General features: G+C 59.5%; 27 protein-coding genes. 1 reads left to right on the top strand and 26 read right to left on the bottom strand.

Going from position 1 to position 18,553, the window contains the following annotated elements:
• The 21 genes from MHZ91_RS21500 to MHZ91_RS21400 form a co-directional block, all read right to left on the bottom strand.
• Positions 1-477 (bottom strand): DUF1833 family protein, encoded by a 477-nt coding sequence (locus MHZ91_RS21500; protein ID WP_239215622.1) that lies wholly within the window; start codon positions 475-477, stop codon positions 1-3.
• Between the two features lie 350 nt (positions 478-827).
• Positions 828-2,933: a phage tail length tape measure family protein gene (locus MHZ91_RS21495; protein WP_239215621.1), complete on the bottom strand. Its 2,106-nt coding sequence runs from the start codon at positions 2,931-2,933 to the stop codon at positions 828-830.
• A 35-nt stretch (positions 2,934-2,968) separates the two neighbouring features.
• On the bottom strand, positions 2,969-3,643 hold the full coding sequence (locus MHZ91_RS21490) for an NUMOD3 domain-containing DNA-binding protein (RefSeq protein ID WP_239215619.1): 675 nt from the start codon (positions 3,641-3,643) through the stop codon (positions 2,969-2,971).
• Positions 3,644-3,647: 4 nt separating this feature from the next.
• Positions 3,648-3,866: a hypothetical protein gene (locus MHZ91_RS21485; RefSeq protein WP_128827869.1), complete on the bottom strand. Its 219-nt coding sequence runs from the start codon at positions 3,864-3,866 to the stop codon at positions 3,648-3,650.
• 80 nt (positions 3,867-3,946) lie between these two features.
• Positions 3,947-4,270: a hypothetical protein gene (locus tag MHZ91_RS21480; RefSeq protein WP_239215617.1), complete on the bottom strand. Its 324-nt coding sequence runs from the start codon at positions 4,268-4,270 to the stop codon at positions 3,947-3,949.
• 2 nt (positions 4,271-4,272) lie between these two features.
• Positions 4,273-4,752 carry a phage tail tube protein gene (locus tag MHZ91_RS21475; protein ID WP_239215615.1) on the bottom strand — a complete coding sequence of 160 codons (480 nt, stop codon included), beginning with the start codon at positions 4,750-4,752 and terminating at the stop codon, positions 4,273-4,275.
• Positions 4,753-4,812: 60 nt separating this feature from the next.
• Entirely contained in the window at positions 4,813-5,175 is a 363-nt protein-coding gene (locus MHZ91_RS21470; RefSeq protein ID WP_239215614.1) for a DUF3168 domain-containing protein, read from the bottom strand.
• Positions 5,175-5,663 (bottom strand): HK97-gp10 family putative phage morphogenesis protein, encoded by a 489-nt coding sequence (locus tag MHZ91_RS21465; RefSeq protein WP_239215612.1) that lies wholly within the window; start codon positions 5,661-5,663, stop codon positions 5,175-5,177. Before MHZ91_RS21465 ends, MHZ91_RS21470 begins: the two co-directional genes overlap by 1 nt.
• Positions 5,660-6,268 carry a methyltransferase domain-containing protein gene (locus tag MHZ91_RS21460; protein ID WP_239215610.1) on the bottom strand — a complete coding sequence of 203 codons (609 nt, stop codon included), beginning with the start codon at positions 6,266-6,268 and terminating at the stop codon, positions 5,660-5,662. The genes MHZ91_RS21465 and MHZ91_RS21460 overlap by 4 nt, the downstream gene beginning before the upstream one ends.
• Positions 6,222-7,052 carry a hypothetical protein gene (locus tag MHZ91_RS21455; RefSeq protein ID WP_239215608.1) on the bottom strand — a complete coding sequence of 277 codons (831 nt, stop codon included), beginning with the start codon at positions 7,050-7,052 and terminating at the stop codon, positions 6,222-6,224. Before MHZ91_RS21455 ends, MHZ91_RS21460 begins: the two co-directional genes overlap by 47 nt.
• Before the next feature lie 11 nt (positions 7,053-7,063).
• Positions 7,064-7,522: a hypothetical protein gene (locus tag MHZ91_RS21450; protein WP_239215606.1), complete on the bottom strand. Its 459-nt coding sequence runs from the start codon at positions 7,520-7,522 to the stop codon at positions 7,064-7,066.
• A gap of 34 nt (positions 7,523-7,556) precedes the next feature.
• Positions 7,557-7,892, bottom strand: a complete 336-nt coding sequence (locus tag MHZ91_RS21445; RefSeq protein ID WP_239215604.1) for a phage head closure protein — start codon at positions 7,890-7,892, stop codon at positions 7,557-7,559.
• Positions 7,889-8,263 carry a head-tail connector protein gene (locus tag MHZ91_RS21440; RefSeq protein WP_239215602.1) on the bottom strand — a complete coding sequence of 125 codons (375 nt, stop codon included), beginning with the start codon at positions 8,261-8,263 and terminating at the stop codon, positions 7,889-7,891. The genes MHZ91_RS21445 and MHZ91_RS21440 overlap by 4 nt, the downstream gene beginning before the upstream one ends.
• Positions 8,260-9,030, bottom strand: coding sequence for a hypothetical protein (locus MHZ91_RS21435; protein ID WP_239215600.1), 771 nt, complete (start codon positions 9,028-9,030; stop codon positions 8,260-8,262). Before MHZ91_RS21435 ends, MHZ91_RS21440 begins: the two co-directional genes overlap by 4 nt.
• Positions 9,020-10,396 carry a phage portal protein gene (locus tag MHZ91_RS21430; RefSeq protein WP_239215598.1) on the bottom strand — a complete coding sequence of 459 codons (1,377 nt, stop codon included), beginning with the start codon at positions 10,394-10,396 and terminating at the stop codon, positions 9,020-9,022. Before MHZ91_RS21430 ends, MHZ91_RS21435 begins: the two co-directional genes overlap by 11 nt.
• Positions 10,393-10,698, bottom strand: a complete 306-nt coding sequence (locus tag MHZ91_RS21425; RefSeq protein WP_239215596.1) for a hypothetical protein — start codon at positions 10,696-10,698, stop codon at positions 10,393-10,395. The genes MHZ91_RS21430 and MHZ91_RS21425 overlap by 4 nt, the downstream gene beginning before the upstream one ends.
• A 63-nt stretch (positions 10,699-10,761) precedes the next feature.
• Complete coding sequence (locus MHZ91_RS21420; protein WP_239215595.1) at positions 10,762-12,165, bottom strand: phage major capsid protein; 1,404 nt, start codon at positions 12,163-12,165, stop codon at positions 10,762-10,764.
• A 96-nt stretch (positions 12,166-12,261) separates the two neighbouring features.
• Positions 12,262-12,867, bottom strand: coding sequence for an HK97 family phage prohead protease (locus tag MHZ91_RS21415; protein ID WP_239215594.1), 606 nt, complete (start codon positions 12,865-12,867; stop codon positions 12,262-12,264).
• 120 nt (positions 12,868-12,987) lie between these two features.
• Positions 12,988-14,826 carry a terminase large subunit gene (locus MHZ91_RS21410; protein ID WP_239215593.1) on the bottom strand — a complete coding sequence of 613 codons (1,839 nt, stop codon included), beginning with the start codon at positions 14,824-14,826 and terminating at the stop codon, positions 12,988-12,990.
• Entirely contained in the window at positions 14,771-15,031 is a 261-nt protein-coding gene (locus tag MHZ91_RS21405; RefSeq protein ID WP_239215637.1) for a hypothetical protein, read from the bottom strand. The genes MHZ91_RS21410 and MHZ91_RS21405 overlap by 56 nt, the downstream gene beginning before the upstream one ends.
• A 797-nt stretch (positions 15,032-15,828) precedes the next feature.
• Positions 15,829-15,972, bottom strand: a complete 144-nt coding sequence (locus tag MHZ91_RS21400) for a hypothetical protein (protein WP_239215592.1) — start codon at positions 15,970-15,972, stop codon at positions 15,829-15,831.
• Between the two features lie 59 nt (positions 15,973-16,031).
• On the opposite strand from MHZ91_RS21400, the gene MHZ91_RS21395 reads away from it, so the two are divergent.
• Positions 16,032-16,319 carry a hypothetical protein gene (locus MHZ91_RS21395; RefSeq protein ID WP_239215591.1) on the top strand — a complete coding sequence of 96 codons (288 nt, stop codon included), beginning with the start codon at positions 16,032-16,034 and terminating at the stop codon, positions 16,317-16,319.
• A 98-nt stretch (positions 16,320-16,417) separates the two neighbouring features.
• Here MHZ91_RS21395 and MHZ91_RS21390 read toward each other — a convergent pair whose 3' ends face one another.
• From MHZ91_RS21390 to MHZ91_RS21370, 5 genes are read right to left on the bottom strand one after another with little or no spacing between them, the layout of a single operon-like run.
• Positions 16,418-16,951 (bottom strand): hypothetical protein, encoded by a 534-nt coding sequence (locus MHZ91_RS21390; protein ID WP_239215590.1) that lies wholly within the window; start codon positions 16,949-16,951, stop codon positions 16,418-16,420.
• Complete coding sequence (locus MHZ91_RS21385) at positions 16,951-17,310, bottom strand: hypothetical protein (RefSeq protein WP_239215589.1); 360 nt, start codon at positions 17,308-17,310, stop codon at positions 16,951-16,953. The genes MHZ91_RS21390 and MHZ91_RS21385 overlap by 1 nt, the downstream gene beginning before the upstream one ends.
• Before the next feature lie 57 nt (positions 17,311-17,367).
• Complete coding sequence (locus MHZ91_RS21380; protein WP_239215588.1) at positions 17,368-17,913, bottom strand: hypothetical protein; 546 nt, start codon at positions 17,911-17,913, stop codon at positions 17,368-17,370.
• A complete protein-coding gene (locus MHZ91_RS21375) occupies positions 17,910-18,191 on the bottom strand; it encodes a hypothetical protein (protein ID WP_239215586.1) in 282 nt (93 codons plus the stop codon). The genes MHZ91_RS21380 and MHZ91_RS21375 overlap by 4 nt, the downstream gene beginning before the upstream one ends.
• Entirely contained in the window at positions 18,188-18,550 is a 363-nt protein-coding gene (locus MHZ91_RS21370; RefSeq protein WP_239215585.1) for a winged helix-turn-helix domain-containing protein, read from the bottom strand. Before MHZ91_RS21370 ends, MHZ91_RS21375 begins: the two co-directional genes overlap by 4 nt.
• Positions 18,551-18,553 lie beyond the last annotated feature (3 nt).

Below are 18,553 nucleotides of genomic sequence, written 5' to 3'. Positions count from 1 at the left end.
TCAGAAAATCCCCGGTGTAGTAGATGGGTCGTATCGCACCGTGACCGCAGCTTGCATAAGCGTGTTCTTAAACCCAAGATCGCCGCCTACGCGCTGGTTGGTGATCACCAACCCAGCAAGATCCATGGTCATGTCAAATTCAAGGTTTGCTGGACTCGACCGGAGAACCATGATCAAACGACACTTGGCGCCCTTGCCGCCACCGCTGATCTCTAACCATTGGGTAAGTTCGCGGCCAATGTTGTCTACTTCCAGTTTCGCGGACGGGACTTGCTCGTCCTGGTCGTCTGGCAGGCTCACATCAAAGCGGCAAGCGACGAATGTGTTTCCTTCCACCACAATGTCGGCTGTGTCGTTCGCGAACCTCGCTGGGATTGGCAAGCCGGGATGAGTAATCTCGATCAACGTGATAAGAGGTTCGTCGGCGCTTGTCGCTAGCGCATTTCGAACGCCGGCATTGGAAAGATGTCTGGGCATCTCAGCCTACCGTTTCCATCTCGGCCGAAGCTCGCCATACCTTCCCGGGACTCGTCCACGACACTTTCCCGTCAACGAACCGCGCTTGCTTCAAGACGTTATCCAAGGGGTCTGTCCAATCGAACCACCCAGAACCACCTTGAACATCTATTCGCAACCATTGATCGAATGCGTTTTTATCAGCCACCGTCTGGACATGCACAATGACGCCCCTCGTGACTATCGGAGTCGTCCACCGCGGGCGCTGTTTGGCGATACCGCCATCCATATCAGTACGCAGCACCCCGTAGTCGGCGCTTTCCGTGAAACCCGCCAGTAGAATCTTTGCGTAAGTCGGGAAGGTCGCCATATCAGCCCCCCACCACGCCACGCACTGCGTTCGCAGACCGGCCATTCTTCTGCAAGTCTTCAACTACGATGCTGATGACTTCTCCCCTGACGTCCATGGTCTGCTGCACCCCGGCCACCCTTTGCGGCGTACCGTTGTTGATGATCTCGACGCGCGTGCCCCCACCAGATACAGATGGCATGCCAGAGGCACCAACATAGCCGCCATCGGCGTACCCCTTTAGACGATCCAAAAATCCCACGCCAAGACGGCGAGTAGCGTCCGCCGGGATGACATACTCGCCAGCGTGAACGATCCCCGCCGGGTCATATTTCCCACCCGCACCTGTATAGCCGCCGTCTGCGAAGTAAGACAGGCCATCCCAACTTCCCACGGCAGGCCCGGCGCTGACGTAGGAGCTAGAAGCCGAGATGCTGTTGCCGAAGATGCCTGCCGCAAGGCCACCCAGCAAGCCGCCGATCTGGCCCGTCTTTCCGTAATCACCAAACAGCGCTCCCGCGAGGTTGGCGGCAGCTGCATCCGCGGCCATGCGAGTAAGGGTTTGCGCGAACTTCTGCCCAATATCATCAAAGTTCCCCGACAACAGACCGTACAACCCATCGCCCAGCGAGTCCTGAATGCTGCGCGCAGCTTCTCGGGCGAACTCGTCCATTTCCGTCGCAGTCTCCTGCGACACTTTGGACATCGCCTTGAGGTGCGCCTGTGTTTCTTCGTAGGCCTTGTTCTGCTCTTTGATGAAGTCCAGCGTCTGAGCAGATGCCAGAGCCTCGTCCTGCTGGGCCTGAGTCTTGAAGGTCACAGAGCCGAGCCGAACCTGCTCCAGCAGCTTCTCGTACTCGGTAAGCTTCCCGGTGAGCGCGATCTGTTGGTTCATCTGGTCGATCAGCTTTTGGCCTTGATCGACACGCTCTTTAATCCGGCCTCCACCACCTCCACCACCGCCGGGCGGAGTTCCACCGGTCGTTACGATGGGATCCAACGTGGGAGCGCCAGTCTCCCCTACTCCAGCGTAAGGGTTAGGCTGGTTCTTCAGATAAATCAACAGTCCTTCACGCTGCTTCTGAAGTTCAGCAATGCGATCCTTGAGGTCCTGCGTATCTCCCCAGATGAAGTCGTTAACCTTGTTGGCGAGCGACGCTTCTGGATCCAGCACTTCCAACTGCCGCTGGAACTCCGAGATCTTTTGGTCGATATCAGCGATAGCTCGATCAGGATTGTCAATCTCCGATCCGGAAAACTTCAGCCATGTCGTGAACGACGTTGCGTTGATGACGCTAGCCGCGTTGACAACTTCCCTAACCATATCCGCAAGGAATGACGTGAAGGCAGCAAACGATGCCTTTGTCTCGTCAGACCCAAGCGTGTCGGTAAGGGAGTTAATCGATGTGGTCAACCCATCTACGCTTCCGCCATCTCCGGTCATCAAATCATCGATCTGATTCTGCAGTGCTTGCAATGCGCCGCCCAAAGTCTCCCGGGCTGCTTGCGCGGCGCCTCCATAGGAAGACTCCAGCGCCTTGAGTACAACGTCTTGTGCCTCGGCAACGCGTCCAGTGGCCTCCAGAGACTCAACCAGCTTCTTCTGCTCTTCAGTGAACCGGAAGCCCTGCTTGGAAAGAGCGGTAAGTCCCTTGCTGGGGATGTCCAGCGCCTTGCCGACTGTTTCGGCAGATTGCTCGACCGTCATCCCCAGGCGCACCGACATGTCGATAGCAGCCTGAAGCGCCCGGGGGAACTCATCACCAACCACCCCGGTATAGGACAACAGGCGGGTCTGAGCGCGGTTTATGTCGCCTTCACTGACAAAGCCGGCCATGCCGCTAGCCATCTTGTTCAGTTCAGCCGCGGTGAACCCTGCTGCGTTCCCGGTGGACTTCAGAACTGCGGCGAGTTGAGCTTGCTCGCTTTGAGCGTTCTTCGTCTCTTCGATGAACTTGCCAAAAGCGGTGCCGAATCCGACTCCCAGCAGCGCACCGCTCAGAAGACCAGCAAAGGCATTGCTAACCGACGTCGCGGTCTCTTTCGCCTGCTTCTCGATCTCCTTGAAGCGCTTCTCGGCCGTCTTCGACGCACGTTGGGCATCCGTCTCAAACGAACCGGTACGCATGAGCAAATCTACAACTATGCTTCCTGCCGTAGCCATTAGATTGCTCCCTTCGTCATAGCTTTCCTGTACTTCGCGACGGTTTCGCGGTGGCAGCCAGAAGCGCGGGCGATTGCCGCGTCACTAGCTAAAGGGTCTGCGCGCAACGCATCGGCGAGCCGTTCCCGACGGTCGGCAAACCTTGCGTCATTGGCCTCCCTTAGCGCGGCACAAACGTGCTCCGGGCGAGTCCGGCCTCTTAGCTTTTCCATTGGCCGGTTATGGCCCAAGTGGGCGTCGCCAATCTTTCTGCGGACCTCCTCACTTAACTTCCGACCCAATCCATGGCCTTTCTTTGCTGCGGAGATGCGCTCCCGCTGTTCTTGGGTTCGCTTCTGTCCAGTGAGGGCAATTCGCCGCAACTCGATTTCCTCGGTGGTCTGCTTTCGGTGAAACCCTGAAACGCCCTCGCCTCCGGCCGTTAGATTGGCAAGCGGCGTCCCAATAAGTCGATGCTTAGCAATCAGTTCTTCCTCCGCGAACAGGGCCAACTCTTCACATTCCGTTCGAAAGATGATGCGGACATCGAACCCTGCTTTAGCAACAATGCGCTGCCAGTGCTGATTTCGGCTGCTGCTTCGGAACGGCCGATCCCCGCAACCCTTACCAACGTAGAAGACCCGTCCCGTGTCCAAACGAATGTGCTCGTAGACACAGAAGCCGGCTGTTGCCATCTAACTATCCTTGGGGTTTAAGTCCGAACGCCTTGAGCGTGCGAAGGTCCGCGTCCGAGAGGTCTCGAACGATCGGGCTGGAAAGCCACTGGATCTTTTGGGCCATGTCCCCGCCTGCCATGCTTTGTGCTATCAAAGCTGCTGGGCGGTGAAACATATGCAGGTCATCAAACGGATGGCGCTCGTAGAACGCTTTCCAGAACTCGAATTCACGCTGGGTCATGGCCAGCCGCAATTCCTGGATAGTGCGGCCGCCCAGACGAAGCGCCAGGACGGCCCACAGCCAGTCATCGCTGCCAGCCTTTACGTGTTTCCCGCGTCGTCTTTGCCGACCTGGTTGGCTTCCAGGACGGCGCGGAAGATCGCCTGCATTGCCTGCGGCTTGAGGTTAGAAGCCTGAGCGATGGTCAATTGGCGCTCGCCCTTCTCGTTGCACAGCGAATCAGCGATAAGAATCGCCATGGCGCCGCCTTTGACCGCTAGGTCGTCCGACCGAACGGCATGGGCATATGCGTTGAAGGACGCGCCGCTGTACTCGCGGAAGTGCAGCTTGTGCAACTTCCCATCACCCAGGCCAACTTCCTTCTCTTGCACGGCTTCCGAAGCGAAGAACGACTGATCGATCATGCTTAAGCCTTCGGAGTCAGGATCACCGGGCCGGAGCGCTGAATAGTCAGCGTGCCGCGCACGATTTCATTGGTAGCGATATCCAGGTTCAGGTCGGCGATGTATCCCTGGAACATGATGCTCGAGCGCCCGGCAGGCGGGTCGATGGCATCGTTCGAATCAAGCACCGGGGCAGCAGTGCCGTCCGAGAGCAGGACGATCCAGTCCAGGACATCTCGACGCGCCTTCATATCGAACAGGTCTTGCTGGGAAGCGTTCGTCGGAATGAAGTTGAACGGCACAGACACTTGTCCCGGGTTGCCGAGGCCGCCCGTGTATTCCTTGTCGTCCTGGGTGTCCAGGCAGGTCGTCTCTAGCTGATCAGCAGCGCCGCCCAGCCCGGTGATGCCGGTCGGGCAGGCCATCTTGACCAATTGCGGGACCGAGTCAACGGTCTTGAAGTACAGCTCGGTACCTTGGGTTTTTACGATTCCAGCGGTCATTGCGGGCTCCAAAAGAAAAAGCCCGCTCGAGGCGGGCAAGGCAAAACTAGGAAGATGGGTCTATCGGGAGTTGATGAAATCGGCCTCAAGGCCTATCCGGAAAAGCTTCGTGTCGGGATCTCGCAGGTTCACGACCACCCGATTAGCGATTCCGGCTAAGTCGACGGCATCACGCACTGCCGCGGCAAGCTGTTCGACCTGCAGATCCGACCTGGACCAGCAGTCGATCTGCACGCTATCGAAGTCACCACAAGGAGTGCCACTAAGCTGGTCATAAGGCTGCCCTGCAACCTCGAACCAGGTCACATACGGCTTCTCCGTGTCCTGCGGGGCCGCACCGTGGCGGAAGATGCGAACGGGCGTGCCTCCAACAATTGCCAGGATGGCAGGCGTCTGAAGGGTCTGGAATACGGCGGGCAGCATCACTTGTTCCGGTTCTTGGCACCCATTTCGGACACCACCTTTTCTATGCGCTTGTTCAGGTCTTGCGTAATGACGTTGATCGCCGCTTCCCCATGCTGGCGCACTGCAGGCCGCAACCACGGCGTCGCCGGCTGGTCTTCCGTCCCGTACTCCATAAAGCTTGCCGTGGCCCGGGTCGTTACGGGCTTGCCCTTCTTCCCCGGGTAGGTCTTGCGGCGCACACGCACCAAGTACCGCTCGCCCTTTCCGGTGCTGGGCGGCTTGCCACGACTAGAAATGACGTTCTTTTCGAGCAGACCCGTCGATTCATCGCCATTCATGGCGATAGCGCGCCGAAGATTCTTCTTGGCCTCATCACGGATCAGGCGGGCGCCCTTCGCCAGCGCCAGCTTCACCGGACCACCGCGCTTCGAGACAATCTCGGGCGGCAGGTTCTTGAGCGTCGCAATCACGCCGTCTACTCCGGTTAGCTTGACCTCGACCTTCATTTGATCCTCATGAACGCATAGCTGCGGATGCCTTCCCGGCCAAGTTCCGTCTCTGCTTCGTTGTGCTCCATGCAGGCGAACCCCTGCACCAGCATCCAGTCGATCAGCCCTCGATGGCTGAAGTACCAAATGTGTTCACCCGGCTTGAAGTGGCGGCTGCCAGGCACGCCGTCCCCTTCCTCGAAGATCGGGATCGAGATGAAAGCCCACTCCCGAACCTGGGCCAACAGCGCAGCAGGGTCCGGAATGTGTTCCAGGCTGTCCCAGCAAGTGATCGCGTCCACCGGGCGCACGTAAGGATCGCAGAAAGCCTCTCGCTGCCGGAGCCAATCGTTGGCTTCCGCGTTGACGTCGTAGCCCTGAGCAGCCGCATACTCGACGAATCGTCCACCACCAATCCCGATGTCCACCACCTGTCCTGCATAGTGGCGCCGGACCAGCGCCAGGCGTGCTTCGGTCAGCAGCTCCCCCATCGGCGACGCATCGCGCTGGCGGAATTCTTCCCAATAGCTCGTCGTGTAATCCATCGCCGGACGAGGATGAAACCCCATCCCGCGCTCAGGCCACCAGATCAGGGAGTCTTCGTAGCCAGTCGGCAAAGTCACTCGCATGGTTCTTGATTCGCTTATCGCAGTTGTGTTGTCTCTGCCGGCACCGGCAAAAGTTGTCCGGGACCGCAAACCGAATCCGGCTCAGGTCCATGTACTTTTCGTCTGTAATCAGTTCCGGGGCGTTAAAGCCGCCCTGTCCCCCGCATATCACCCATGCGGGGACTTTCATTGCTACCGCGGCCGGTAGAATCCAACCGATCCCGCCAATGACCGCCGCGGCGTTCTGCACCAGGGCCATCAACTGCCGGACGCCGAACTCTCCCGCGTGGTACACCTCGTCAGCTGGCGGCAACTGGCCAACCGCCCATTCTTTCCCTGGCTCCAGGTCCGCCACCGATACAACCCGGTAGCCCGCCGACCGAGCCATTTCCGCCGCCTCGGCGATGTACATGGTCAGAGGGTTGCGGGCTTCCGCCACCCACTCGGCGCGGACCGTTGCAGGGCGCACTACGATGTACGGGCCCGACACTGGCGACGAGCCAAAGTCCGGTAAATCGAACTCGCCGGGGATAACCCCAAAGCACCGCCGCATGCCCGTCACGATGCCAGCCGTGCCGTACTGAACCGCCACCACGGACTCTCTTGGTGCAGTCACCCATCGCCCCGGATCCTGCAGGGCCATGTTCTTGGATTGCGTCCGCAGCGGCGTTTCCGCCTTGACGAACTTGACGCCCGCCAGATCCTCGTAAAGCTCTGGCCAGGGAGTCTCCAGGTAAACCGGCCCTTGCAACCGCTTCACGAAGGCGCGCTGGTAGATGTTGTCGCCCAGCCCCTTCATCCCGCGTACTATCAAACTGCCTCCATCGGGAAACAGTCCAACGCCGATCCGGGCGTACAGTTCACAACGTCGACGCCTGGATTGGCGCGTGCCCAATCACGAAACTGCTGCAGGTGCACTATTCGGCGATGGGGCTTCGTGTTGACCAGCCCGTTCGTGTACTCGCCGAAGTAATGCGAGCCGTGCATGTCGAATCCGTACAACCGAATCCGCTTTGCCCCAAGGTTTACTGCTACCTGTAGCGACAGAACTCCGCTGGCCCACTGCGTGTTTCCCGGGCGGCATCGCTCAACACCGGGAAACTCGCTGCTGGAAAACTTCCGACCAGCAAAATTCAGCGCTTCCGGGTAAGCACGCCACCAAGCCCGGTCGTTCGCAGCCAGGAAGTCAGCCCACGGGGCCAGCTCAAACACATTGCTGACCACCCCGACGCACTCACCGCGCATCGATTCGGCCAGGTCACTGCTCATGCTCGGACCCGGCGCCAGCAATACAAACTCCAACTTAGCCCTCGTTTAACCCGGATCCGACCGGAAGGGTGATGTACTCCAGCCCGCTATCCTTGTCCGCAAGCACGCCGCGGATGTTGTATGCCGTGCCACGGTGGATGATGCGGTCAGTGGCCATGATGTCGCGGGTCCGGATGGTGATGCGGGCCGTCACTTCAGACTGGCCCGCAGCCGACTGGACAAATTCCCGGGCCGACAGCGGCTCGACGGCCGCCCAGACCTTAGCGATTTCCGTCCACGTCTCAGTCACCGCCCCGGTTACCGGGTCCTGAGCAATGACAATGCGTTCAATCGCTACCCGATGGCGAAGACGACCAGCCTCTAAACTCATCGGACCGTACTCTTCCGCAGGCCAGACAGCAGGCTCGTCGCGCCTGCACCAAGCACATATCCGTGGCCCCAATGGGCGGGCACAGCACCAGCATCTGAGCCATCTCGAAACCGATACTGCTGGGCCAGTTCAACCAAGATGGCGGCCTTCACCGCATACTTCGGAATCGGGTCGCCGTTCGAATCCTCAGCAGGGATCGGATCGCCCGCGCTGTCGACGTCGCCCGATGCCTCATAGGCACGCCATGAGTCCTTCAGCCATGTGAAAACAGCGTTCTCGACGGCGGGAATCCACGTTGCAAACCACGGATCGTCGTCCAGCGAGTCAACCCGAAGGTGCATGCGAGCTTCCTCGACGCTAACGAGGCTCATGCTTGGTCCTTCAGCTTGATAGGCGCTTCAGGCGTCGCGTCCTTGCCTTTCGGTCCGCGCTCGCCATCGCGCCCCTTCCGAGCGGCAATCACCCAATCATCGCCCGCGGATTCGGGCTTGGCAGGGGTGTCCTTCTTTGCGATCCACAGGGACCCGTCATGCACCCACGCCTCGCCAGCCTTGGCCTTGGTCCCCTCGCGCCAGTAGCCACCTGGCCGAATTCCGCCCGCAGGATAGCGGACCTCTTTCACTCGGCCAGCGCAGGATGCTTTGATCCGAACTTCGTGCGTTTCGTCCAAATACTCCAGTTCGAAGGCGTCCAGGCCAATGCCGTCCGCCCCATCCTTCCCGTCGCTGCCGTCACAACCGTTCGAGCCGACCACCGGGCCAAGGTTCTTGACCTCTCCATTGCTCATCGTGACGAGCAATGCGCCATCACGGTCGATCATGGCTCCGGCCATCCCAACGCCGTCCGCGCCCTTCTGGCCGTCTTCGCCTTTGGCACCGGGTTCGCCGTCCTTGCCGTCAGCCCCGTCCTTGCCATGCACGACCGGGATGGAGTTCACGGCGTCCGCAATCATCTGCTTGACGACCTCCATGTCGCAATCCTTACCGTCACGGCCGTCAACGCCGTCTTTCCCGGCTATGGGTAGCGGCAATTCAGCAAGCTGGGCTTTCAAACGCGCAATCTCGTCTTTTAGAGGCTGCACGGCCTTGATGATCGCGTCGCCCATGGCTTGGCCGAACAGTTCAGGGTCAAACGACATAGGTAGGCTCCAGGGCTTTCTTCATTGCGGCGATAGCCTTGTGGGTACCTGCAAAGGCGCGCAATTCTTCTAAATCAGGATCCAGCTCGGGCGTGGGAGCGGGCGTAGCCGCGGGCTGCATGGCGGGGTCCCACTCTTTACGATCAGCCAGCATGCCCAGCGGGTAATCCTGGTTCTGACCCCACAACGTGTCACCGCCTGCGGTCGGAGCCAGGTTGAACGGCCGTCGCCCTTCGTCAGGCGTCTTGATCATTCCGCCGACCAGCTTCGTGTTGATCTCAGCCTTCTTCGCCTCGTCCATCCGCAAAAGCGGCTCCGTATCCAGCTCGATGCCAAGTGGGCGGATAACCTTCAAACCATCATCCAGCAGGTCTTCCATATGCTGAATGGGGGCCTGCAGCGCATCGCTGTAGTACATGAGGTTCACGCCGTCGACGCCCAGACCGGACGGAATGGTCCCGATCCCGACCTTGAACGGGGGGATCCCGAACGGCTGGCAAATCTGCTCGTCGCTGTAGCGCATCTGCTCGATCATCTGAGCGTCGATGCTCTTCATGGCAAACGGCGTGAATTTCATGTCCGCGCCAATAATTGCCACCTTGCCGGACTTGCCCTCTGAGAATTCCGCGTTCCAGTAGTTCTGGACTGCCTTTGCATCGTCTTCAGACATGCCAGCCGGGGCCGTCAGAAGGCCGCCCGGCTGTGCGTTGTTCGCGAAGAACTCCGTCGCCGAGCGCATGATCTTCATGTTCTTCAGCGCGGGCCAATGCGCTGCGGCCAGGGGCGGCACACCGATAAGAGGGTGGTGAACCGTCATGCAGCGGTCGTGAATAATCTCACTGGAGGGAACAATCAGATTCTCAGCCGGGTAGCCTTCGGGAAGGCTGTTCAGTTTGTCGGTCTGCAACTGGTAGAACACAGCGCCAGAATCGGACACCATCGGCAGCACGCGCTCAGGATCTAGCACGTACAGTTCCGTCACCACCCCACGACCGTCACGACGCTTCAGAATGTAGGCATTGCCCTGGGTAAGCTTGGTGATAATCCAGTACTCGCGGAACTGAGCCGGAGTCTGAAAGCCGTTGGGCTTGCGCAGCACCGGGTCATAAGCGGAATTTGATACCTCAGTCCATACACCGTTGACATCGCGGCTGCGCAGCGAAAACGGCAGCTTCCCGATGTCCGACGAAATTCGATAGATGCACGCATACAGCGTCGGATAGGTGATCAGGTCGCCGCGCCTCTCCTCAATGTTGCGCTGCCATGCGCCCGTGAATGGCTCCAGAATGCGCATCCATCCATGACGCACATGATTTACAGCCTCAAGGCTTTTCTTGCGCGTGATAGAGAGCCCGAAAACTTTCACTCGGCGGCCTCACGTAGCGCTGCACGCACCTTATCGGCGCCTGCTTTGTGATGCACCTTGACACCTCGGTCGCGCGCCAAAGCGTGCAACTCGGCCAGCTCCATGGCATCTAGATCAGGTCCTCCAGCTTCTCTCGACGGGGTTCCAACGAGAGGCGTCGGTATCGTGGGCTGCGATGGAGGAGCAGCCGTCATATCGCGCGTCATGTACGTACCACGGCCCACCTTATTCAGAATTTCGGCATATCGACGGGGCATCACCTGTTCACGCCCGTCTTTATGGATAAATGTGACCTTGGACATGGATTCTCCTGTCTTCTTGCAGAAGGGGCCTCCCTTCGGAGGCCCCTTGAGCCAGCGGACTGGTTATGCGCCCCAGCTAACGCCGGACAGATAAGCAACTGCCTGCGGGCGGCGCTTCTGCCAGCGCACATACCGTTCTGCGCGGATGGCGAGTTGGTTGGTTTGGAACATGGAAACCAACTGCGCGGCAGTAGGCGTTGCCGTTGCAGCGGCGTCATCCAGGAAGATGGTTGCTTCGCGCGAGATGTCGATATTCACCTGGCCGTCGTCTGCGAGATAGATTTCGCTCGCGAAAGCCAGGATGAACAGCGATCCACTGGAGTCAGCAGGCACATAGTTCGAGATGATGACGGGCACGCCATCAATCGAACCAGAGCCGTTGACACGCACGTCGGGAAACTCGCGTGCACCAAGCGGATTACGCATCAGCGACAGAGCGCGGGCGGTCTTGGAATCGGTGATGTACACCGCCGTACCCGTGGGGAGGTTGGTCGCATCGGCCGTTGCCCACAGTGCGGCGATATCGGCCCGAACACCGTCCGCGTCGGAACCCGACGAAGGGATCGGCGTCACGCCGTTCGTCACCGATGCAGGCGACTCGCCTGCGCCCGTGCCCGCGGCCTTCGCGGGGTCCACGAAGTCCACGTCCATACGCTCAATCACCGCTTCCGAAAGGTCATCTCGGGTCAGCTGCACAATGGCGGGGTCGCTGAATCGCTCCAGTTCTTCCGTCACAACAGAGATCGCGGCGATCTTCGCCCACTTAAGCTCGGCAGCGGCGTAGCCAGCGGCAGTAACCGGCTTGCGGTAGCCTTCACCGACCCACTGAGCCGTGCCTGCCGTGGTCTTGCCGGGGATGCGCACGTTGAACGGCACACGGCGCAGGCCCGGGATGCCGCCGACGCCGAATTGACCGACGATGGTGCGCGGGCGCAGGAACTCCAGGAACTCGCTGGTGAGGTTCTGGTAGTCCACCAGAGCACCGGCCCAGGTTGGGCTGGTGGTGTTGCCGGCGGCCACAGCTGCCTTCATGACGTTCTGCAAGCGAACGTCGTTGCCGAACTTGTTCTCGGCGAACGACTTGGCGCTGTTGACATCGCCCTTGGCGGCGAACATGGATAGGGCGAAGCGAGCGAAGCCCAGGCCGGGCTCATCGTTCTTGACGGTCTTCACCACCGCAGGGGCACCACGGCTGCCACCCAGCGCAATCTTTCCCGACTTCTCTTCCGGTTCGATGGCCTTGGCACTTGCTTTATCTGCAGCCTCGACATCCGCCATGCGCGAGAAGCGCGCAATGTCATCGTCCAGCCGCTTGATCTCGGCACCCAGGGTGTCGAATTGTTCCGCCTCGCCCGTGTCCATGGAGCGACCTTCCTCCATCGACTTGCGCGAAACAGCCTCTTGTTCTGCCGACTTGGCAGCACGGGTCGCCTTCAGATCGGCAACGTGTTCAGCAAACGTCTTCATGACGTCTCCTTTCAGAAATGAAAAAACCGCCTCTAGGGCGGCTCGTTAGGGCTGATCACTGCGGCCTGCGTGCAACGGCAGGCGGCCGATCAAAAGTCAGGCGCGGACCAGTCGGACGGCGCCGTTAAGATTCTTTTGCTGCTCGATACTCTTGATTAGCGGTACCGATTGAAGTTGGGCAGCCCTAGCGTCGAGCGACCGAATCTGTTGAAGGACATCGCCGGGCAGCATGCCGCCTTCTGGCAGCGACTTGTACGCGTGCACCAAGGCATCCGGATTGGCGGGCACTCCTACGAGAGATAGTTCCAGCATCTCCCACTTGAGATAGCGCAGGCCGCCAGTCTTAAGCATCTCCACAGCGTCATCCAGAGGGTTGAATCCGATGCTGACCGCTTGCAGCAGGCGATACTTCACGGAATGCCATGCTTCATTCACTCGGTCGCGCACCGTGCCCTCTTCCTTCACGTCGGGAATCGAAGCCTCGAACGGCACGCCCGTTTTGGTGGGGCGGCCAAATTCGACATGCCCCACCGGCTTGTCGTGCTTGTGGTACAGGAAGAGATTGACGGGGCCGCGTTGCGTCATCCCCATCGGCTCGACTACATCACGCACGCGGTCGGGCGTCGGAGTCGTTGCAGTTCCAGTCAGGATGCGTCGCTCATCGTTGACCGCCTTGACCTCGAAAAAGCTGTATGCCCTCATTTCTGCCTCGCTTCCATCTTGGCGAGCGTGGCTTGAGCCTTCTCGCACATTTTTGTCATGCCGCGCCGACACAGCCACGCGACCAGCTTCCGTTGACGGTTGATGCAGCCTTGGCACATGTCAGCCTGCCGTTGCTAGGACCAGCTTGCGCTTCGACGTGGCTGCCGTATTTGCGGCTCCGAATGCCATGCAAAGCGCTACCGCGGCATCGATCTTGTTGATCGACCGCGTTTTAGCCAGCCAGTGATTGCCCCATTTGTCTTCTTCGGTGACCGCCGACATCATTGCGGAGATCAGCACCGGATTTCGCTTAAGACGGATCCTGCCTTCCAGCAGAGCGTCCTCCAGCAAACGAAGCGACCCGGGCATCCAAAGGCCTTCCGCCTTCTCACCCCTCGCTTCGGCTGCCTTCTTCATTTCCTCAGTCGGCTGACCTTTCTTCGTGCCGCCCTGTGGATGTTCCAGGAATTCCAGCTGCAAGCCGATCTCCTGGACCGCCTCTTCAAACCGCTTGAACGCGTACCGGTCATATGCCACGAAGGGCAATTTGAAACGTTGCGCATCCTCGGCAAGCGCTTGCGCCACATGCCGATAGTTGATGTTCTCGCCTTGTGGAGCGTGGATGAACCCCTGATCGCGCCACACCGTGTAGGGGATCTTGTCCCGCAACTCGCGGGCGAGGATCGTGTCCCCCGGCGTCCAGGCCTCAACCCAGGCATCAAACGTGGGCTTGCCATCCTCGGTCATTCCCGTTTGGACCACAGAGGCCTTCGCAGTAATGTCCCGGTTCTGAGACAGATCCAGCCCGGTAAATACGGCTTTACCTACATGCTCTTCCGGTTCGAAATCCGCAAGCGCCGGGTCCAACGTGGCCCGCGTCATCCAAGCGGTTTCCGCTTCGGTCCACACGCAGAAATGCAACCGCAGGATCCCGTTTAGCTGCCCGGGAATCGCCTTCGCCTGGTGGACAATATCCCCCAGCGTTTCATCGGTGATCGTCACCCCCAGGAGGGGATTCGCCTTAATCCAGCAGCTTGGATCGCGCAGCGGGTCGTCCCCTTCGTCCAGCGCACACACATAGCTGAAGGTCCGGTCATCAATAACCTCCCCGACGAAAGTCGGGTCGTTCACGGCTTCCGTATGCCCCGCGGCAACCTTCACCGCGTGTTCATGCTCTTCCCACGCCACCGAGTTCCGATCCGATCCGCTGTTCGTGATCATGAACAGCAGCGGCTGCCGGCGGAACTTGAAGCCCCGCTCCAGCATTTCGATGATCTTGCGATCCGGTAACTCGTGAACTTCATCGGCCAGCACGAAGTACGGACGCGGGCCGGAGCCTGTCTTGCCGGTATCGCGAGACACCGGCCGGAAGAAGCTCGAATTCCGGTGGTAGGCGATGTTGTATTCACGACCTTCGCCGCCCGAGAACTCCAGACGCTTCTTCAGGCTGGGCGACGCCTTCACCATCTTCACGGCATCAGCGAACAGAATTCCGGCCTGCTCTTTCTTTGCCGCGGCGGCGTATATCTGGGCACCGGCCTCACCGTCGGCGGTCAGCCCAAGCAGCCCTATCCCACCCGCCAACGGCGACTTACCGTTGCCCTTCCCCTGCTCAATGTAGGCTCGACGGAAGCGCCTCGTCCCATCAGCCCGCTTCCAACCGAACAGCGACCCGACGATGAACGCCTGGCTGGGGCGAAGCTCGAAATCCTTGCCTTCGAACTGGCCTTCAGAGAGCTTGAGAACGCCTTCGAAGAAGTCGAAGGCGTACTCGGCAGCGGCGTGGTCGAAATATAGCCCGCGCTCTCCGCCCTTCTCCAGATCCAACAAATGCCGCTTGCAGCTGTTGCGCACATGGGGGCCAGCAACGATCACCCCAGCCACTACAGCCTCTGCGTACTCCTTAGTGCGGTCGGCCAAAGAACTTGTCAGCGGGGTCTTCGTCTTCGCCGTCGCCATGGTTCACTTTGGTCTCGTCAACAGGAGTCGCGCCCAGCTTCGACAAAATCGAGCTAAGCGCCTGCGTTGCCGAAACTCCAAAATCGGCGTCATCCATTCGCGCCGTCCAGATACAGGCCAGGCGCAATAGCGGTCTGTGGGAACTGTTCAACCAAGGCAGCTCGGCGCGGTATTCCTCCCACGCCACTTTCTGCTCGTCGGTCATCTTCACGTAGGGTTCGCCAAGCGGGCGAGTTCCCTTCGGAGCCTTCCGATCCTTGAACCGTTGCGGGTCATGGACAGCGGCGCCGGAGACCTCCGCCTTGCTGGCCGGGAGCCTCGGTCGAGCCATTTGTTACCTCGTCTTTTGAATTGCGGATGCGAAAAGGAAGGTGAGCGGCCGGTCTTGGTCGGGAAGGGGCTTTTGGTTTTTCCCCTCCCCCCCTACCCGTATCGCCATTTTTTTGCCCCCAGCCCTCACCGTATCGGCATTTTTTCGCCGATGGTTGTGCCGAAGTTTCGGGTTCTTATTCTTATCCGGCTCGTGTAACAGAGACCGGATAGCCGTCAGTGCCTATCTGCACCTTCCTGCGCCCGGACTTCTCCAGCCTCTGCTTGTCCGAGTCGTGGTGCTCCTTGCACAGTGACTGAAAGGGGCCGTTCCAGAACTTCTCGGGATCACCCTTGTGCGGCTCGATGTGATCGCACACCTTTGCCTCTGTCACCCTTCCTTCTGCCTGGCACATTACACAGAGGGGATTCGCTCTTAGGTGGCGCTCCCTTAGCTTCTGCCAGCGCCAGGTCTTGTACCAAGCGCTCCAGGGTTGGCTGCTCATAGCGGCTTATGCCAACTGCGGAACTGCCCAACTGAAGCGACCTCGGACGGTTGGTGGATTACCGACCTGGGCACCAAGCGGTACCGCACCCATCCGTCCTTCACCTCTACTACTTCCTTCTCGAAGCCTGTCATCTTGCTAACCCACAAGGAGCCAGCAACTACTGGCTGCTTCCGGAATGGCCAGGTCATAGCGGCTGGGAATCGTCCCGCTCGCCGCCTACTGCCTCGCCATCCAGCGTGAGTTCGGGCCGCTCCATCTCTTCGCCTTCATCTGCCAGAGCTTCCAGCAGCGCGTCGAGCTTGGCCTCAATTCGATCCAGTTGGGTCATGTCTAATCCGTTGAAAGGATGCGCTAATATTTCCGATCCTCTTCCCTCAAGGATCAGTAATGGCACATCCGTTCATAAAATTCTTGGCAACACTTCCGCAATTCCAATCGGCGCTGCTGTGGAGCGCCGCCATCGATATGCGCAACGGAGCGCACGTGACTAAGTTCGAAGGCGGGGATGAACCCAAGCACCGGAACACGTTGAGCTTGTGGTGGCCGGGGCTCAGCAAAGACGAAGCATTCCCCTTCGAAGGGGAGAAGTACATTCTTTTGCAAGCTTATGAAGCGGCACGGCTCACCGGCGACGAGAACTACATAACGCAAGCAAACCAAATAATCGCTCAATAACAAAAGCCCGCTCAGATTCCTGGCGGGCTTCGTTTCCTATGGACGAGCGCCGTCCACTTGGAGCGATCTTAGTGAGCTAGGTCCGAGTATGCAACCCCTCACGCAATCACCTTGATCATGTCTCGCTTGCGCAACATCGGGAGCAGTTGCTCTTTGGCTGCGTGGTAGCGCTGGTGCTGTTCCTCCGGGCTGCAGCGAGGGTTGCGGAATACCTGATTCGGCACGTCCTTGTTGCGCATGCTGATTCCGACAGCGGCGCGCAGGTCAACCGGCAGCGTACTCAGGCACACGTCCACCTGTTCCGCCACATACCGGTTCAGCTTCGCGTCGGTGTCGTCGTCATCCCCGTAGGCGTCCATGTCGGACACACCTTGGAATCCCGGCGCCACCCGGCTATGCCCCAGATGCTCCCGGTGCGCCTTGGCCCAGTGGTACCAGGTCATGAGCAGTTCTTCCAGTTGTTCGCTTTCGTCTTTCGTCATGTGATCCTCGCTGAATAGCTGCTCCAATCCTTGTCTTGCGATCTCCTGCCGACTTAGCCGTGGCTTCTGCGGTCGACGTCGGAGTTCTTCCAGGCGCTCGCAAACGATTGCCGGGTCGCCCATCGCCCACTTCGGCAGGAGCGCGCCCATCACGCAAACTCCGGGCTGTACTGGACCTTGCTGGACATGCTGACCGGGCTAGGCATACGCATAGCCTGCAGCCTCGCCGCGGCATTCCTCATCGTGCTGTCCAAGGTGTAGGGTCGGCCACTGGCGAACGCCAGCTTGCCGGGCACTACCTCAGTCGGCTTGAAAGCCACCCATGCCCGGATAACCACCATTGGGTCGCCGGAGTCGAGGCCGGGTTCAATCTGTCGGATGGCGGCGGCAATGCCTTCCGCCCGGCGCGCTGTCTTGTCCAGAATGACGCCGTATTCAGTCTTCAAGCGGTCAAGGGCTGCGGTGCGCATTTGCTTGTTCGCGTCTTCGATTGTTCTTGGGAGTGCCATGGTTGTCCTTTAGTCAGTCTCGGATAATCTCCGCAGAATCTGCGGCGAATAAGGGGGCTAATCTCCGCATCCTGGGGATGCTTGCCATGCTTGAACGGTGAGGGCCACACCGATAGCGGGCCACGCATGACTGGATACCCCGTACAACGGTCCGGGTTTGGCTTTGATTCCGATCTGCGGCGTAGCACCGCCACCGGATGCCGGATACAGATCGATGATGGCCTGCCGGACGTTCCCATCCTTGGCTTGGGTGGTCCCGCATAGGTGCAGCTTTACGTCCTTGCGATAGACCAAGCGAACTGTCATCGGGTTGTGCCAGGCTTGGACGTAGCGACCAATCCAAACGCACGTTTCGAAAATCTCTTTGCCGACCGGCATTCCGTAGCTGGCGATCATTTCCACGGCCAGCCGGGTAGGGTTGATCTGGAACTGGCGATGCTGGACAAAGTCGAGCATGTCCTCGTTCGCCCACACGCCGGAATCCAAGAGTTCATTCCCGCGCATGTAGCACCAGCCTGACTGCTGGGGACCAGGATCAATTGCCAGAGTGGCCATGCGGCCCGTGCCAGCCATCGGATCCAAAGCAACGTCCATTTGCTTCATTTCTCCACCCTCTGATGTCGCGAGCCATAGTGCTCATCAATCTTGCGCTGCGCCTCGCGCCGGCCACGCTGATTGGCACGGTCAGCCTTGAGAACAAGAAACGCCGTCACAGGGGCAAGCAGCGCCAGCACAGGTCCCAGCAAGATCAACAACAACGTGCCCAACACAGCGAGTGCATCGCCTAGGTGTTGAAGGATTTCGCTGCCATATCTGGGAAGCAGCCGCCAGCTAGTGCCGAATTCCACAAATGCAATGTGCAGCGCTTGGCGATAAGTCATGGCGCCACCTGGGCAATCAGGGTCGAAAAAGGGTTGGTTTGGCACTCCGCCAGCTTTTGACGCATCGCACGCGCCTTGACCCAGGCCAACTTTTTGAGGTTCCGATCCTCGTTGCTTTGCACAACCCGATTGGCGTCCCGTCCGTAGCCGTAGCGATAAACGGGTGTACGAGGTCCCTTCCCCTTCGGAGGTAGCCAATCGCAGATATGGATCTTCCCGTCGTCGCGGAGCTTTCGCAGGTTGTCGTGAACCGTGACCGGGCTGCATTTCAGATCCTCGGTAAGCTCTCGGTGGGTCATGTCGCCGCGTTCTTCGAGGGCTTCCAGGATCGAGGGGTAGGTGTAATTTCTCGGGGGCATGTT

Origin of the sequence: Achromobacter sp. ACRQX (assembly GCF_022346505.1) — a bacterium.
Lineage (GTDB): Bacteria > Pseudomonadota > Gammaproteobacteria > Burkholderiales > Burkholderiaceae_B > Achromobacter > Achromobacter animicus.
This window is presented reverse-complemented; position numbering and strand designations above follow the sequence as displayed.